The sequence below is a fragment of the Sediminispirochaeta bajacaliforniensis DSM 16054 genome, from assembly GCF_000378205.1.
GTDB lineage: Bacteria > Spirochaetota > Spirochaetia > DSM-16054 > Sediminispirochaetaceae > Sediminispirochaeta > Sediminispirochaeta bajacaliforniensis.
Genome location: NZ_KB899425.1, coordinates 65819 through 80864, shown reverse-complemented (window position 1 = coordinate 80864; position 15046 = coordinate 65819). Strand labels below are relative to the sequence as shown.

Genomic DNA, 15046 nt, shown 5'->3' with positions numbered 1-15046 from the left:
CATCTTGACCGGAAAGCTGGCCAAATAGCATTGAAACAAAGTGGCTCCATGATGAAAAACCTTTGCTGTGTTTTTCTGACTGGTACTCTTTTACGCACTTTTGGAATTTATATCTCGAAATGAACTGTAGCATTTGTCCGAAAATACTGTTATTATTTTTCATGCCTGATCTCCTTTGTTTGTAATGATTTAGTCGTCAAACTATGTTCATTATAAACAGGTTTTCAGGCAATTAATAGTTTCTATAGCTTTTATTTTGGACAGCTATGATTATGAATGAAAAAGTTATCCCCTATAGTCCTAAGAATGGAAAAATCGGCTGCATGGTAGGAAAAGAGTTTAAAATAACACACAGTGTGTTACTTAAAGCACTCCAATTCTATATAACCGGCTATGGTCTACCACAATCAAATTACAACTATGGAATTTTACAATTCCCCGAAAAGAATAGTTTATTTTCATTACTACAAGAATCCTATACAGATGTGAAAGAAATAAATGGAGAGATGTGGGTAAAAAATGAGCTACATAAACCTCTTTTGCTTCAACCAGGAAAATATCTAATGTTTATGAAATGGAACACTCCTCCTGGAAATAGAGGTAAAAGCGCTCAGACCATAGGCTTTATCGAGTCGGAGAATTGTCCTGATATAAGTTGGATGAATTGGAGTGGTTCCAATAATGATTGGCATAAAGATACTGGCCCACACAAAGGTAACTTTATGATTGAACCTGTTTATATTGAAATGGTTGAACCGAAATCTCATAAGGGCTTTGTAAAATAAGGTTTGGTCACATCATTTTATTCTCGTGATGCTATATGTAAATCTTATTCCAGGCCTTTTCGTCAGACGTTTGTGCACCTTTCGGCGTGGAAAACAACTAAATCATATTCCTATGCTCAGAAAGGAGAGTAGACATGAAAAGAAAAAGAAGTTTATTTCTCATCGTTTTGTGTTTAGTTGTTTTTGTTGTAGTTAATAATTGTCAAATTCTTCCTGTAAAGAGTACAGAAAAAACTGAATTGTTAGATCATCGTGGATTGGCACAGACTTTTGATATCTCCAAGGTAAAATGGGATACAAATACGGCTGAAGTGATTTATCCACCAGAGTATCCTTATATTGACAATACACTTCCTTCTATGGAGGCGGCTTTTAAGTATGGAGCCGATATCATTGGATTCGATATTCGTGTTACAAAAGACAAAAACCTCGCGGTTTTTCATGATTTTCAAGTTGATTATCGAACAGAAAGAAAAGGGAATATTTTATTGCAAAAATTGAGGAGTTTGAACCCAGACCAAAGAAAGAACTTGTCGATTTATGGAAATGACAAGGCAATTCAAATTGTTAAAGAAGAATACCCTGAAATGAAGGCCCTTTCAGCTATAGTAACAAAACAGGGCCAATCGTCCTCTGTTTTTGCAGTGATGCATCCTGAGAGCACGTGTCGAAGATCCATAGGGATCCAACCTGCTTAGTTTGGATGTTTCAATGAGAGGATAGAAGCTTGCACTTGCATAGGCTTTCCGAGGGTTGTCGCAAAATTGCCAGTTTTTCAGGTGAAGGGGCCCTTCATAACGCCGTACTATTCAAAGCTGCAGGAAGGCCTGCTTCATAGACAAAAATGGTTCCTGCCAGAAGATCTGCACACCCTCCGGGGCTAATCTTACGATGGATGAACTCCCTATTCATGGTTGATACGTAAGCTTTTCCTGATGCTGTACGTACGCCACCGAGAGCAAGTGCCGCGAGGCTCGAGGTCCGCATGAATCTCAGGGCTTCGAGGCCCCCCCGGTGTACGACTGTCGTATCCTCGACACTGCACATTATGGCAAGCAGGGACTGCAGGGATGCGTCGTTTACGGAATAGCCTCTGCTGAGCATAGCGGTATAGACCGGCAGACCGCATTCGAAAATTGCAGGAAAGCCGGCTTCCGCCTCACCGCGGATCCCGGTGAGGCCATGGGAGAGAAAAAGCCTTTCACCATGACTGAGTTCCGTTTTCTTCTCCAGCCCGAAGACCAGCTCCTGCGCCACTATACCCCGGACCATGCTTCGGGTTCCCTCCCGAAGGCCCGGAATACCGGAAGCCCCCTCCGACACAGCAGCGGCGACCAGGAGCATCAACACAAAAATCTGTCCCTTGTGGGTATTCACCCCCCGGGTGGCGGCGAACATTGCAGCTTCAGCCTCGAGTCCGGTCTTTCGGACCTCCCGCCACAGAACAGCATCCGGATATTTTCCCACCGCCTGCAGTGCGACGGAGGGAAAAAAGGGAGCCACCGCATCAATGCTTCGGCGAAAGCAAGCGTAATCCATATCCGTATGGGCACCTTTATCAAGCCTGTCAACCAGCCCGGGCTTCGGCGTTGTATCGAGTTCCTGATACATTGCCCGCCGCGCCTTTGAAGAAAGTATTAAAGAGAGGGCCTTGTCCCGGTCCGAACAGGGCCGGGAAAGGTAATCAGGCTCAGGTTTTTGCAGTGATGTTCTTTCTTTTAACGATAAAATCACGTACCACCGGCCCCACAATAGAGATAATGGTCAGAACGAACAGCACGATACAGAGGGGAGATGCAAAGAAAATTTTAAGGCTGCCGTCGGATATAACAAAGGCCTGACGGAAGGACTGCTCCATATCGTTTCCAATTATCACCGCCAGAATCAGAGGCGTTGCCGGAACTTTGGCTGCTGACAGAAAGTATCCCACTACACCGAAAATTATAAGTAGGTAAAAGTCAATCACGCTATAACTGATGGCATAGGTGCCCACAAAGGCAAGACCAAGCACTATGGGATAGAGGATCTTCGGAGGAACCGACAGCACCCGAACCAGAGCGCCTGCCATGGGAATGTTTATAATGGCAAGAATGATGTTTCCCACAAACATGCTTGCGATGAGGGCCCAGACAATGGTGGACTGCTGCTGGAACAGCATGGGCCCCGGCTGAAGTCCAAGCATAAGAAGGGCGCCCATCATGACCGCGGTGGTCCCTGATCCCGGTATCCCTAAAGTCAGCATCGGAATCATTGCTCCCACTGATGCAGCGTTATTGGCGGACTCCGGTGCGGCGACCCCTTCGATGGCCCCTTTGCCGAACTCTTCCGGATGGTCAGAGAGATTTCTTTCGTTATTATAGGAGAGCAGTGAAGCCATGGTTCCTCCGGCCCCAGGCAGGGCTCCAATAAAGAAGCCGAAGGGCGAGGAACGCAGAATGGGCCACATACAGCGTTTCCACTGAGCCAAGCTTATCCAGATCTTTCCAAATTGGGTCTGGGTCTTTTTATGCCCCTCCGCTATGTTCCGGAAGCTTTTGAAGACTTCACCCAAGGCGAAGACGGCGATGATTACGACCAGGAAATCAATTCCCGCTTCCAATTGCAGGATGCCGAAGGTAAAGCGCTTGATTCCGGATTGCCCGTCGATGCCGATGGTGGCAATCATTAATCCCAGCAGGGTGGCAATAAAACCCTTCAGGCTGTCTCCCTTACCCATGGAAGCGGTAGCCGAAAGGGCAAAGACAAAGAGCATGAAGTATTCGGCAGGACCGAATTTCAGGGCGAAGCGGGCCACCGGAAGCGCAACCGCCACCATAAGGATCGTTGCTATTACCCCGCCGATAAAGGATGCAATGGCGGATATGGCCAGGGCTGCTTCCGCCTCACCTTTTAGAGTCATGGGATAACCGTCGAAGGTAGCAGCCACTGCGGCCCCGTCTCCGGGGGTATTGATCAGGATTGAGGCCCTGGACCCCCCGTACATGGCGCCGTAGTAGACACCTGCCATGGTAATCAGGGACGCCGTGGGCCCCATAACAAATGTCAGAGGCAAAAGGACTGCCACTCCAGTGGCGGGTCCGAGGCCAGGAAGCATACCGATGATCGTTCCGAGGATTCCACCGATGGTGACCCACAGTATGTTCAGCGGCTGTATCGCAATGCCCAGTCCCTGGACCAGAAAATTCAGTGTTTCCATGGTGAACTCCTAAAACCAGATGATCGGTGTTTGCGGAAGATAAACCCCCAGAGTCTTGGCAAACAACAGATAGATGAAAAGACTGAAGGTGAGTGAAACCACCGTATTAATCTTCCATTTGGCTGCTCCGTTGAACAGGAACAACTCAAGCTCCAGAAAAAGGAAGGTGGAAAGTACATACCCCAGGGGTTTGAACAGCAGGGCGTAGAGGACCCCGAAGATACAGGTACATACTATCTTCGACAGAAAGGGATTCCTGGGTTCGTGTTCGGTTTTTCCATTTTTCCTTATCCGGACAGACTCCCGCAGGAGAAGATATGCGGAACAGATCACCATCAGGATCCCAAGCCCCGCGGGAAAAACCTTGGGCGCATGGGGAATACCAACACTTGCTTCGGGCAGTTTCAGACTCATCCAGGTTACAACAGCTCCAATGACAAAGGAGATTGTTCCGGAAATCAGTGTCATATTCATTGTTTTCCTCACAAGAAAGTGCGGAGCGGATCCTCTCCACGGGCCGCTCCGCAGGATTGCACTGGAAAGGATCAGTCGGCGAGCATACCTATTTCATCAAGAATGCCGCGGTATGACTGGTCTACCCTTTTCAGGAACTCAAGATACTCGGGACCTTCCAAGTAGTAATCGTCCCAGCCGTTCTTGATCATTGCCTGCTTCCACTCTTCGGTTTTGACCATCTGATTCAGGGTGTCTTCCCAGAAATCAACGGCATACTGGGGCATTTCGGGAGGCCCGAAGAGACCACGCCAATTTACGAAGGTTTCCGGAATTCCGGCTTCCATGCAGGTAGGGATTGCGGCCACAACCCCTTCTCCGACCCTGTGGTCAGCAGTCTGGGCCAGGGCCTTGAGATCTCCGCTCTCGATAAGACCACGGACTTCGGACAAACCAGTGGAAAAGAGATCGATATGACCGCCCATAACCTGAGCTGCGCCGGAATCGTTGAAATTGACATAGTCGATCTGCCGCAGGTTCTTTACTCCCGCCGCTCTTGCCATAATCAGAAACTGGATATGGTCCATGGAACCCGCGGAGGAGGTACCGCCGATCTTTACGCTTTTGGGATCCTTTTTCAGGGCATTCATAACATCCATGATGCTGTTGTACTTGGAATCCGCTTTAACAACGAATACCGCATAGTCCGCAATCAGGTTGGCCAGGGGAGTCACATTTTCATAGTTAAGGTCTGTTGAACCGGAAAGCTTGGTAAGAATGAGAGGAGGAGAATACACAGTAATGATGTTGTCCGCCTTGGGTTTTTCCTGAAGGCTTGCAAGATGTACCGCCCCGCCGGCACCCGGGTTGTTACGGACAGGCATGGGAACTTTTACCAAACCCGTATCCTTCAGAACCTTGGCAACGGTACGGATAGTCAGGTCCCATCCACCACCGGCACCTGAGGGGGCAACGAAATCCAGGGCCCCTTTGGGATACTGAACATCTCCGCCTTCCCTCTGCCCTTCGGCAAAGATCGGGGCTGCCAGAGCAAAACAGATAGCAAGAACCAGCAAGCTTACAAATGATTTTTTCATACAGACTCCTTATTGGGTATTTTTTACGCACCCAGGCTGCGCGTATACACAAGAATTAATCCGCGACGTTACGGATAACATCGATAATTGTTCCGTCACGATATTCCACGAGCCCCACAATCCTGTCGCCGAATTTGATGGGTTCCGGGGTCCCCACCACCCGTTCGGCCCGCTCTTTCAGTTCCTGAATGGTGTAAAGAGGCAGCTTGCTGCCGTGAAAATAGCCAATCAGGTCCTTTCGCCGGGGATTGATGGCTATCCCCCTGTCGGTAACCAGGATATCCACACTCTCTCCGGGGGTAACAACAGTCAGGACCCTGTCTACAACACTGGAGATCCTTCCCCGGATCAGGGGGGCGACCACCACTGAAAGGCCGGAACCGATGGCGGTATCGGAATGACCGCCGGAGGCCCCCATGATTATTCCGTCGGAACCGGTAAGCACGTTAACGTTGAAGTTGGTATCGATCTCCAGCGCACTGAGGACGACAACATTTAGTTTGTTTACTGCGCAGCCCTTGTTCAGAGGATTCGCGTAATAAGAGGCATCAATCTCCGTGTGCATGGGGTTCACGGCGATGGAGTTCACGGCATCCAGATCAAAACTCTGGACATCCAGCATCCTCTTTATAAGCCCCTCCTGATGCATCTTGACTATCTGGCTGGTTATTCCCCCAAGGGCCCAACTGCAGATAACCCCGCGCCTTCGCATGTAATCCGCAAGGTAGCGAGTCGTCGCCAGGGAGGCGCCGCCGGAACCAGTCTGAAGGGAGAAACCATCCTCAAAATAGGGAGAATAGGCGATTACATCCGCGGCGTTTTGGGCAATCAGGAGGTCCTTGGGGTTACTGGTTATACGGGTTGCCCCAGTGGCTATACGGCTTGAGTCCCCCACGGAATCTACGACAACGATGTGATCCACCAGATCCTGGTCGATACTGAAGGGGGTGTTCGGGTATTCGACAAGATTGTCCGTGATAAGTACGACCCTGGAAGCATGCTTGGCGTCAACAATCGCATAGCCCAGGGAACCGCAGGCGGAGGACCCGGTAAAGCCGTTGGCATTTCCATATACATCGCTGGATGGTACCCCCAAAAATGCGACATCAATCTTTATCTGTCCCGTCTCCACGGCCCTGGCTCGACCGCCGTGGGAATGAAACAAGACCGGTACATCCATGATTCCCGCGGAGATCTGCTCCCCGAGCTTACTCCTGAGCCCGCTGGTTATGATGCGGCCGATCACCCCCTTTTTTATGTGCGGAAGCAGTTCGTCATGGATCGTCGTCAGGGAAGAACTTGCCAGGGTCAGGTTTTTTATCCCCAGGTTGGCAATGACATCCATTACCATGTTAACGACCTTGTCGCCGTTGCGGAAATGGTGATGGAAAGAGATCGTCATGCCGTCCTTGAGTCCAGTTTTCAAAACTGCCTGCTCCACCGTATCCAGCAGCTTATTCAGCCGGGGAAGGTTGCGATTTCCTTTCTCCTGACGCACCAGCGGGGTATTTGCAAAGGCGCCCTGGAAGGGTTTCAGCTTTTCGTAGCCGGGTATTGAATCCCGGATTTCCCGGCCAATCGCGTTCTCAGACATGTAACTCCTCCTCGGGGATACGCTGGCCCGAAGCCTTGGCCATTTCGATTACCCGTTCGGCCCGTTCGACCATGGGCTTGTCCACCATCTTGCCGTCCACGGTAATAACACCCGTGTTGCGCTTCTTCGCCTCCGCAATGCCGCGCATGACCCGGAGGGCGGCCTCCACTTCCGCCTCAGTGGGGGCGAAAACATCGTGGACCGGCCGGATCTGCCGGGGAGATATGATGGACTTGCCGTCGAATCCGAGCTGTTTGGCCATGCGGACCTCTTCCACAAAGCCTTCCTCATCGTTCAGGTCAGAAAATACCGTATCCAGGGCGTAGATTCCCGCGGCCCGGGCAGCAGTTACCAGGGCGGAACGGGCATAAAAGATCTCCGAACCCGCCCGGCTCCTCGAGGTCTTCATGTTGGTAACATAGTCCTCTGCTCCAAAGGCAATGCCTATAAGCCGGGAACTTGCGGTGGCTATCTGGTAGGCGTTAAGGATTCCCAGGGGACTTTCGATGGCGGCCATCAGGGCGATGCTCCCCTCTTCAAGACCAGCGGCCGCCTCTTCCTTCCTGATGAGCTCCTCCACATCCTGAATATCCTGGGCTGTCTCGGTCTTGGGAAGCCGGATTATATCAGGTCCAGCGTTTACCATGGCTTTAATGTCGTCCCGGCCGTAGGGGGAATCCAGGCCGTTGATCCTTACCACCGTTTCTGTGCCTTCGTAGCTCAGGGTCCGCAAGGCATGGAAAACAAGGAGCCTGGCGCTTTCTTTTTCGTTTACGGCGATGGAATCTTCCAGATCGAACATTATCGCGTCGGAACGGTATATGTGGGCATCCTTGACCATGGCGGCATTGCCACCGGGAACGTACAGCATGGTTCTTCGTAGTTTCATGGGTTCAACGTCTCCACCGTATCTGGCTTATGCCCGCGGCACGATAGACTGCCGCTTCCAGGCGGGCCCTGACGGTACAGTCCAGGGCACCCTTGTCCTGAAGGGTTACATGAACATCCTTTATCCCAAACCCTTCCAGGACTTCGTTGACTACGGCTATAATCCGGTTTCCAAACTGTTTTTTTACGATGCTTTCCAGCTCGATCTTTATGCCCGGATCCGTGGGTGGACTGACAGTAATAAGAACATCGCTGGACTCCAGAGTCCCGGCAATGCCTTTTTGGGTGATCTTCATGCAGATCCTCCTTGAATTTCGCTGCGGATATCCTCCGCTTCTGCGGAAGTAAGGTATTTGTATGTACTGGGAGGCACGATTTTCGCCGTCTCTTCGGTTTTGCCAGCAGCAATGAGGCGCCGGACCTCGGATGCGCTGATGACCGTATTGTCAGATTCCCGACGCTCAATCTCCACGACATCGAGACCGTATTCCGGCAGGATTTCGTGCATACTCTGGTTGTAGCGCTTGGTTACCGGACAGAAGGGTTCCTGACCAACATAGCGGCGCCGGATTCCGGCGGCAGGAGCGATATGCGCCCCAAAGATTGTCAGGTCCAGACGGGTATGGGTATCGACAATCTTCCCCTTGTCCTTGATAAAGTAGCTTGGGAATGTGGCGCTTGAGATAATATAGTCCCCACCGGGGATTACCCGTACATTCTCAAGGTCCCGAACCCCCTCTTCAATTAGCTTTCTCCGGACGTCGAAGGGAAATACCGAGCGGTCCTCCTGGACAACAAATAAAAGAACCAGGGGATTTTCTCCGGCAGCCCGTTCCACCAGATAACGGTGTCCAAGGGTAAAGGGGTTGCAGTTCATTACCAGAGATGCCGCGGGCAGGCCCATGGGATTGAGCCTGGAGAGTCCGGAAAGAAACAGACTGAAGTTACGGCTGTTATCTTCCAAAAGGAGGACATCCTCGGTGGAGGCAATTTCGGTATAGCCGAGGGCGTTGAAATGCGCCCTGTTCTGCGGCAGTGTGTAGATAAACAGAGAATCGATGCCCTGGTTATGGGCCAGGATTTTAAGATAGGTCAGGACTTTGGCGGTAAGATTTTCACCCCGGTACCCTTCATGGACGACGACACCTTTTACAACCTTTCCGGAAAGGGAGCCGGTGGCCACCATGGTCTCACTGCTGAAGATACCGATGGAATATTCAATATCATCCTCATAGTCGAGGCCGTAACGAGACAGAAACCCTATAACCTGTTCCCGCTCCGACGGAACCCGGGGCGACAAGCTCCGGACAATCACATTTGCTCCCCAATCCATGGACACAGTGTGGGCTATGAAATTCCAGCTGTAAGTAAGAGTATCTTTGATTTCTCTGTAGGATTTTTCCTACATCAGCCCATGGGCATCAGTTTGTGCTTGTAGACATACTGGGTAAGCTGGGCGTTGTTTTTCAGGTTCATCTTCTCCAGCAGTCGGCTGCGGTAGGTGCTTACAGTTTTAACGCTTATGCAGAGTTCGTCGGCAATCTCCGAGAGGGTCATTCCCGACGCTATGGAGAGCATGACCTGGGTTTCCCGCTCGGACAGGAGTTCATGAGGCAGGGCAGCACCGGGATGCCGAATGGTCTCCAGCAGAATACTGGAGGTCGTTTCGTTCATATAATGTTCCCCTCGTGCCACCTGGCGCAGTGCCCGGACAAGCTCTTCCGGTGCTATCGCTTTATTCAGACAGCCCGCCGCGCCAAGTCTCAGGGCCCGGGCTGCGTACTGTGTCTCCGGCTGTATGCTCAACATCAGTACAGGCAAGTCTGGGAACTCCTGCTTCACCCCCGCCAGGACAATCATGCCATCCTTGTCAGGCAGGCTTATATCCAGGACCACAACATCAACGGAGTTTTTTCGCAACATGGGAAGCACATCGCAACCGTTCCCGGTTTCGTATATCTCGGAAATCGAGAGGGATTCTTCCATGAGCTGAATAAGCCCCCGGCGCAGTACCGGGTGGTCGTCTGCTATCAGTATACGCAGCATGTCATCATCCTGTTACAGGGACTCTCAGGGAAACGGTAGTTCCCAGGGGGGTAGAATGGATCGATATTTCACCACCAAGATGCTTGGCCCGTTCCTGCATACCGATTATACCATAGGATTCAGGGTCGGTAAGTTTGTTTTTCGCCATCCCCACTCCGTCATCATGGACGGTTACATAGAGAATGCCCTCGTTAGTCGCAAGGGACAACGAAGCACTGGCCGCGTTTGAATGGCGGACAATATTCGTTACCGTCTCCTGAATAATGCGGAACACCGCCGTAGCCCGCTCCACATTCATCTCCGGGGTGAGCCCAACGGAACGCTGAAAGCGTAGAGAAGAATGACGTTCCGTCTCGTCCAGGAGCCAGTCCACAGCTTCACCAAGGCTGAGATTATCCAGGATAACCGGACGCAGCCGTGTTGCAAGGTCCTTTGACCAGTCCAGGGTTTCGTTGATAATACCAAGCATCGATTCGTAGCGGGCCTGACGCTGTTCAAGCATCGAAGCAGCATTTTTGGAGAGCCAGAAGATATGCATCTTGAGAGTTGTAAGCAGCTGACCCAGTTCGTCATGCACATCCCTGGCAATGGCCTTGCGTTCCTCCTCCCGGATGTCCTGCACATAGTTAGAGAACTGCTGGAGCATGCGGTTCCGCTTATCGAGCCCGGCAATCCGGATCTTTCCAATGACAAAGAAAATCGAAACAAACAGCCCACCCATGAACAGGGCAAAGTACCAGGTTTGATAAAAGGGGGGTACCACGGTTATTTCAAGATCAGCATAGTTGTTACTCCAGACCCCATTACTGTTGGTACCCATGACCTGAAGCATGTAGGATCCCGGAGGAAGGCTGGAATAGTAGAAGGTGTTCTCCGTTCTCAGATAATGCCAGTCTGTATCAAAACCGTTAAGCCTCACGGCGTATTTATTTTTCTCCGAATCGGCATAATCCAGGGAGGCAAAGGAGAAACCGATAAAACTAGCCCCGGGATAGACAGTCAGACTCTCTGTAAGACAGATATTCTTCTCCAGATAGACCCGACCTCTCACCGGAATCCCCACAGGGATCTCCTCGTTGAAAAGGCTGAAGCCGGTAATCCTGATATCCGGGGAATAGGAGTTGACATGGATCTTTTCCGGATCGAAGCTCAGAAGGCCCCTGGCTGTGCCGAACAGAAGCTTTCCATCGGAGCTGCGAAAATAAGCGTTCCGGCCGAACTGGTTGGAGAGGGTACCATCGGATCTCCACAAGTTAGTAATCTGATCGGTTATCAGGTCAAAGCGGGACAAGCCGTTGGCGGTACTGACCCAGAGAAAACTACTGTCGTCCGGAAGGATGCCGAAAACATTGTCATCGGACAAGCCGTCCTGTACCCGGAAAGCATGGAAAGACCCCTTTCCCCGATCAAAACGGTTCAAACCGCCCCCGGAGGTTCCCACCCAGAGATTCCCTTCACCGTCCTCGGATATACAGTTTACACTGTTGTCGCTGAGGCTGCGGGGATCCCCGGGGTCCCGGGTATAATTGAGAAACCGATCCTCTCCCCTGATCTTCATGCTCAAGCCCCCGTCCCAGGTACCTATCCAGAGATCACCACCGGAATCCTCGTAGAGGGCCCGAATCGAGTTTCCCAGTAGGGATTCCGGGCGACCGGGATTATTCATAAAACGCTCGAATCTGTTCTCTCCAGGAAGATACCGGTTTAGTCCGCCTCCTTCGGTCCCGATCCACAAATACCCCTCCTGGTCCACCTGAAGAGCCCATATCACATTCGAACTGAGGGCAGAGGGATTATCAGGGTCCGCGTAATACCGAAGGAAACGGCTATCCCTTCTTCTGTACTGCATGAGCCCGTCACCGTCGCTACCAATCCAGATATTCCCCTCGGGATCTTCCGCCAGGGAGTAGAGATGGTTGCTGATTATGCCCGCCGGGTCATTTTCGGAATAAAGATAACGAGTTATTTCACCCTGCCGGTCCATCCGCATAAGGCCCTGGCCGTCGGTGGTTATCCAGAGATCGCCCTCCCGGGACTCGAGAATCTTCCTGACATCGTATCCGCCCTGAAGCAGATAGGTAAAACCCCTGGCCCGGGGATTATAGCGGTCGACTCCGCCTCCCCTGGTGGCGACCCAGACGATACCCGATTTATCCACGTAAATATCCCGAATAAAATTGCTGCTTAGGGAAAAGTCGTTGTTTTGATCATGGACAACGGGGCGGGTCGAATAATCTCCGTCCACAAGAACCAGTCCGCTCCGCTCTGTACCAGCCCAGATAGTACCGAAATCGTCCTCCGCAATGCAGCGTACGCTTTTTTCTCCGAAAACCTGTCGGAAGGAGAAATCCTCCGTCGCTGAATCGGCAACGTAAAGTCCTTCGTTCTCGAGGCCCACCCAGATCCTTCCCAGGGAATCTTCAAAGATATCCCGGACCGTGGCCTTGTCAAAGAAGTTGTTCAGGGAAAATCCGTCCCGGTACATGGACAGCCCGCCCCCCTGCGTCCCAATCCACATACGATCTTTTGAATCCTCGAGAAGGACCCGGATAACATCACTTTCGAGGCCTTCAATTCCTGAGAAGGAATAGCGGATAAACTGTTCTGTTCCAGGTAGAAAGATGGCAATACCCGCATCCCCGGTTCCGATCCAGATTCGGCCGGTTGAGTCCTCTTCCAGACAGAAGACCTTCTGGCTCGGAAGGGTGTTGGGGTTTCCCGGTTCCGCCTGGTAGACAGAGAAGGAACCATCGGAAAAGTTGTAACGGTTGAGTCCTCCTCCGTCAGTCCCGATCCAAAGACGCTGTTTTGAATCCTCGAATATATCAAAGATAACCGAACCGGAGATACTCTCGGGACGCGCCTGTTCCGGCTTGAAAACCTGAATCTTTCGTCCATCGTAGCGGTTTAATCCGGAAAAAGTACCGAACCATATGAAACCCAGATAATCCTGATAAATCGCAAAAACCGAATTGTTGGAGAGTCCCTCCCGCAGGGAAAGATGGATAAACTGCATTGGCTCTTCGGCATACTGCGGGACTGATGATAACAGCACACCGAGAAGAACCAGAAGCATGGCCTTTTTCACACCTGAATAGTACCGTATAATCAGTGGTACTTCAAACAGGAAAATCAGGGATTCCTCCAGATCGATATCCAGCCTGTCTCCGCTATCAAAGAAGAGGAATTTAAGAAACACCTTCGCCATCTATGGTCGATTTATAGTAAACAAATTATACTACCGTTTATGGGGGAGAATGATGAACAAGCAATTATTAATATTTCATTCTAGAGACGAATTTAGAAAATGGTTGCAAAACAATTGTTCCCAAGATGAAAGTGTTTGGTTACTATTTGAAAAAGGCAAGGATTCAACAACCTTGTCTGCACAAGATGCGCTTGAAGAAGCTCTATGTTTCGGTTGGATTGACGGGCAGTTTGGCAAAGCTAATGAGAGTGATGATACAAAATATCGTAAGAAATTTTCACCTCGTAGAAAAAAAAGTAAATGGTCTGAGAAAAATAAGAAATTAGCAGAAGAATTAACTCAATCAGGATTAATGACTGAATATGGTTTGAAAGCTATTGAAGATGCAAAACGTGACGGAATGTGGAATCCCCCAAAAAAGAAAGACAACTTGACAGAGAAGATATTGTTGTTAGAATCAGCATTAATAGAGTTTCCGGAACTATATGATGCGTTTAAACATTATCCGCCGTCTGGCAGGAAAACATTATCATACTATTTTGCAGATGCTAAAAAAGAAGAAACCAGAAAGAAAAGGTTGACCCAGATAATAGATGCAATAAAGTGCAATAAAAAAAGCGTAATGTGATCCTGCTTAACGGCCTGACAGCAACTCGCATATTCACAAAACGTTATGTGCAAGTTTAATTCAAAAATTAATAGGAGGATAAATCACAATGAAAAGTCGAATATCTACTGCTACAGAGGTTTTGAATTCCAGAGTCGAAAAGGTCTGGGATACTATTACGGATAATGAGAACTGGCAATGGCGAAGTGATCTTCAAAATCTTAAAATACTTAGTGATAAGGAGTTTATCGAATATGGTAAAGGAGGAATGGAGATCCATTTTACAATAACGAAAAAAGAAGAATATAATGTCTATGGTTTTACCATGGACAGCAAATATTTTTCTGGAGAATGGATAGGCAATTTTGAGAAGTTATCGGATGGAAAGACAAAGATTACATTTACAGAATCCTTAGTGTATAAGAAATTGTTCCTCAGAATATTTGCAAGACTCTTTATTAATCTTAAGGCTATTCAAGACGTATATATGCGTGATTTGAAGAATAAACTGGGGTTACTATGTCAATGAACCAACGTAATTATTTCATTCTTACTGGAGCAATGGGAGGTGGGAAATCTACAATAATAAAGCTACTGGAAAAAATGGATATTAATTGTATCTCTGAACCAGCCAGAATAGTTTTGTATGAACAACGCTTGATATCGGCACCTGGCGTTCCGGAACATGATCCGAATCTATTTACCCAATTGATGCTTTCAAGGGCTACAATTCTTTACAAGAATAATGCAGTTGAAAGAAGTCAGTTACAAGTTTTTGATAGAGGAATACCTGATCTAATTGCTTATGCAGAGCTATTTAATCTTGAAACAAACATCTACTATAATGCAGCTGAGGCATACAGGTATAATCCAAATGTCTTTTTCTTCAAGGGATGGGAGGGAATTTATACAACTGACGACGAAAGAAAAATGACATATCAGCAAGCGAATGAATTTGGAGAAAGGGTTGCTGAAATATATAAAATTTTAGGATACAATATAATTGAAGTTCCGAGGGTTTCAGCTGAAGAACGGGCTGCATTTATTTATCAGAAGCTACATGAAATGAGTTAATTGAGTCATAAATTTGATAAACGAATGGCCAGGAATAGCGGATAGATAATTTCGCATTGTTTTATCAAAATCGACCAATGGTCAAGTTTTCATATTAT

At 49.2% G+C, this 15046-nt stretch carries 16 protein-coding genes; 5 read left to right on the top strand and 11 right to left on the bottom strand.

Translation table 11 applies throughout. The features are described from left to right. On the bottom strand, nt 1–163 hold a 163-nt coding region (locus F459_RS24705), incomplete at its 3' end, for a DUF4372 domain-containing protein (RefSeq protein ID WP_020613436.1). Between the two features lie 103 nt (nt 164–266). Between F459_RS24705 and F459_RS0117545 the strand changes: the two genes are divergently transcribed. Beyond that, nucleotides 267–785 carry a hypothetical protein gene (locus tag F459_RS0117545; RefSeq protein WP_245540219.1) on the top strand — a complete coding sequence of 173 codons (519 nt, stop codon included), beginning with the start codon at nt 267–269 and terminating at the stop codon, nt 783–785. A 134-nt stretch (nt 786–919) separates the two neighbouring features. Continuing rightward, the gene (locus tag F459_RS22540) at nt 920–1483 is read left to right on the top strand and encodes a glycerophosphodiester phosphodiesterase family protein (RefSeq protein WP_020614020.1); all 564 of its coding nucleotides are present in this window, start codon (nt 920–922) and stop codon (nt 1481–1483) included. Nucleotides 1484–1577: 94 nt separating this feature from the next. Here the strand turns inward: F459_RS22540 and F459_RS22535 are convergent, their stop codons facing one another. The 10 genes from F459_RS22535 to F459_RS0117490 form a co-directional block, all read right to left on the bottom strand. Next, entirely contained in the window at nt 1578–2519 is a 942-nt protein-coding gene (locus F459_RS22535) for a triphosphoribosyl-dephospho-CoA synthase (RefSeq protein WP_154651727.1), read from the bottom strand. Next, the gene (locus F459_RS0117530; RefSeq protein ID WP_020614018.1) at nt 2476–3981 is read right to left on the bottom strand and encodes a tripartite tricarboxylate transporter permease; all 1506 of its coding nucleotides are present in this window, start codon (nt 3979–3981) and stop codon (nt 2476–2478) included. The genes F459_RS22535 and F459_RS0117530 overlap by 44 nt, the downstream gene beginning before the upstream one ends. A gap of 9 nt (nt 3982–3990) precedes the next feature. Further along, the gene (locus F459_RS0117525) at nt 3991–4455 is read right to left on the bottom strand and encodes a tripartite tricarboxylate transporter TctB family protein (RefSeq protein ID WP_020614017.1); all 465 of its coding nucleotides are present in this window, start codon (nt 4453–4455) and stop codon (nt 3991–3993) included. A gap of 71 nt (nt 4456–4526) precedes the next feature. Continuing rightward, on the bottom strand, nt 4527–5531 hold the full coding sequence (locus tag F459_RS0117520; protein ID WP_020614016.1) for a Bug family tripartite tricarboxylate transporter substrate binding protein: 1005 nt from the start codon (nt 5529–5531) through the stop codon (nt 4527–4529). Between the two features lie 55 nt (nt 5532–5586). Then, complete coding sequence (gene citF / locus F459_RS0117515) at nt 5587–7125, bottom strand: citrate lyase subunit alpha (protein WP_020614015.1); 1539 nt, start codon at nt 7123–7125, stop codon at nt 5587–5589. Next, on the bottom strand, nt 7118–8014 hold the full coding sequence (locus tag F459_RS0117510) for an aldolase/citrate lyase family protein (RefSeq protein ID WP_020614014.1): 897 nt from the start codon (nt 8012–8014) through the stop codon (nt 7118–7120). Before F459_RS0117510 ends, citF begins: the two co-directional genes overlap by 8 nt. Nucleotides 8015–8018: 4 nt before the next feature. Then, the gene (gene citD, locus F459_RS0117505) at nt 8019–8309 is read right to left on the bottom strand and encodes a citrate lyase acyl carrier protein (RefSeq protein ID WP_020614013.1); all 291 of its coding nucleotides are present in this window, start codon (nt 8307–8309) and stop codon (nt 8019–8021) included. Then, entirely contained in the window at nt 8306–9346 is a 1041-nt protein-coding gene (citC, locus tag F459_RS0117500; RefSeq protein WP_020614012.1) for a [citrate (pro-3S)-lyase] ligase, read from the bottom strand. The genes citD and citC overlap by 4 nt, the downstream gene beginning before the upstream one ends. Before the next feature lie 74 nt (nt 9347–9420). Next, entirely contained in the window at nt 9421–10059 is a 639-nt protein-coding gene (locus tag F459_RS0117495) for a response regulator (RefSeq protein WP_020614011.1), read from the bottom strand. 4 nt (nt 10060–10063) lie between these two features. Further along, complete coding sequence (locus tag F459_RS0117490; RefSeq protein ID WP_020614010.1) at nt 10064–13267, bottom strand: ligand-binding sensor domain-containing protein; 3204 nt, start codon at nt 13265–13267, stop codon at nt 10064–10066. 52 nt (nt 13268–13319) lie between these two features. Between F459_RS0117490 and F459_RS0117485 the strand changes: the two genes are divergently transcribed. The 3 genes from F459_RS0117485 to F459_RS23310 all read left to right on the top strand — a co-directional run bounded on the left by F459_RS0117485 (nt 13320) and on the right by F459_RS23310 (nt 14948). Then, the gene (locus F459_RS0117485) at nt 13320–13895 is read left to right on the top strand and encodes a YdeI/OmpD-associated family protein (RefSeq protein WP_020614009.1); all 576 of its coding nucleotides are present in this window, start codon (nt 13320–13322) and stop codon (nt 13893–13895) included. Between the two features lie 88 nt (nt 13896–13983). After that, nucleotides 13984–14403 (top strand): SRPBCC family protein, encoded by a 420-nt coding sequence (locus F459_RS0117480; protein WP_020614008.1) that lies wholly within the window; start codon nt 13984–13986, stop codon nt 14401–14403. Continuing rightward, nucleotides 14400–14948, top strand: a complete 549-nt coding sequence (locus tag F459_RS23310) for an AAA family ATPase (RefSeq protein ID WP_169517960.1) — start codon at nt 14400–14402, stop codon at nt 14946–14948. The genes F459_RS0117480 and F459_RS23310 overlap by 4 nt, the downstream gene beginning before the upstream one ends. Nucleotides 14949–15046: the final 98 nt, after the last annotated feature.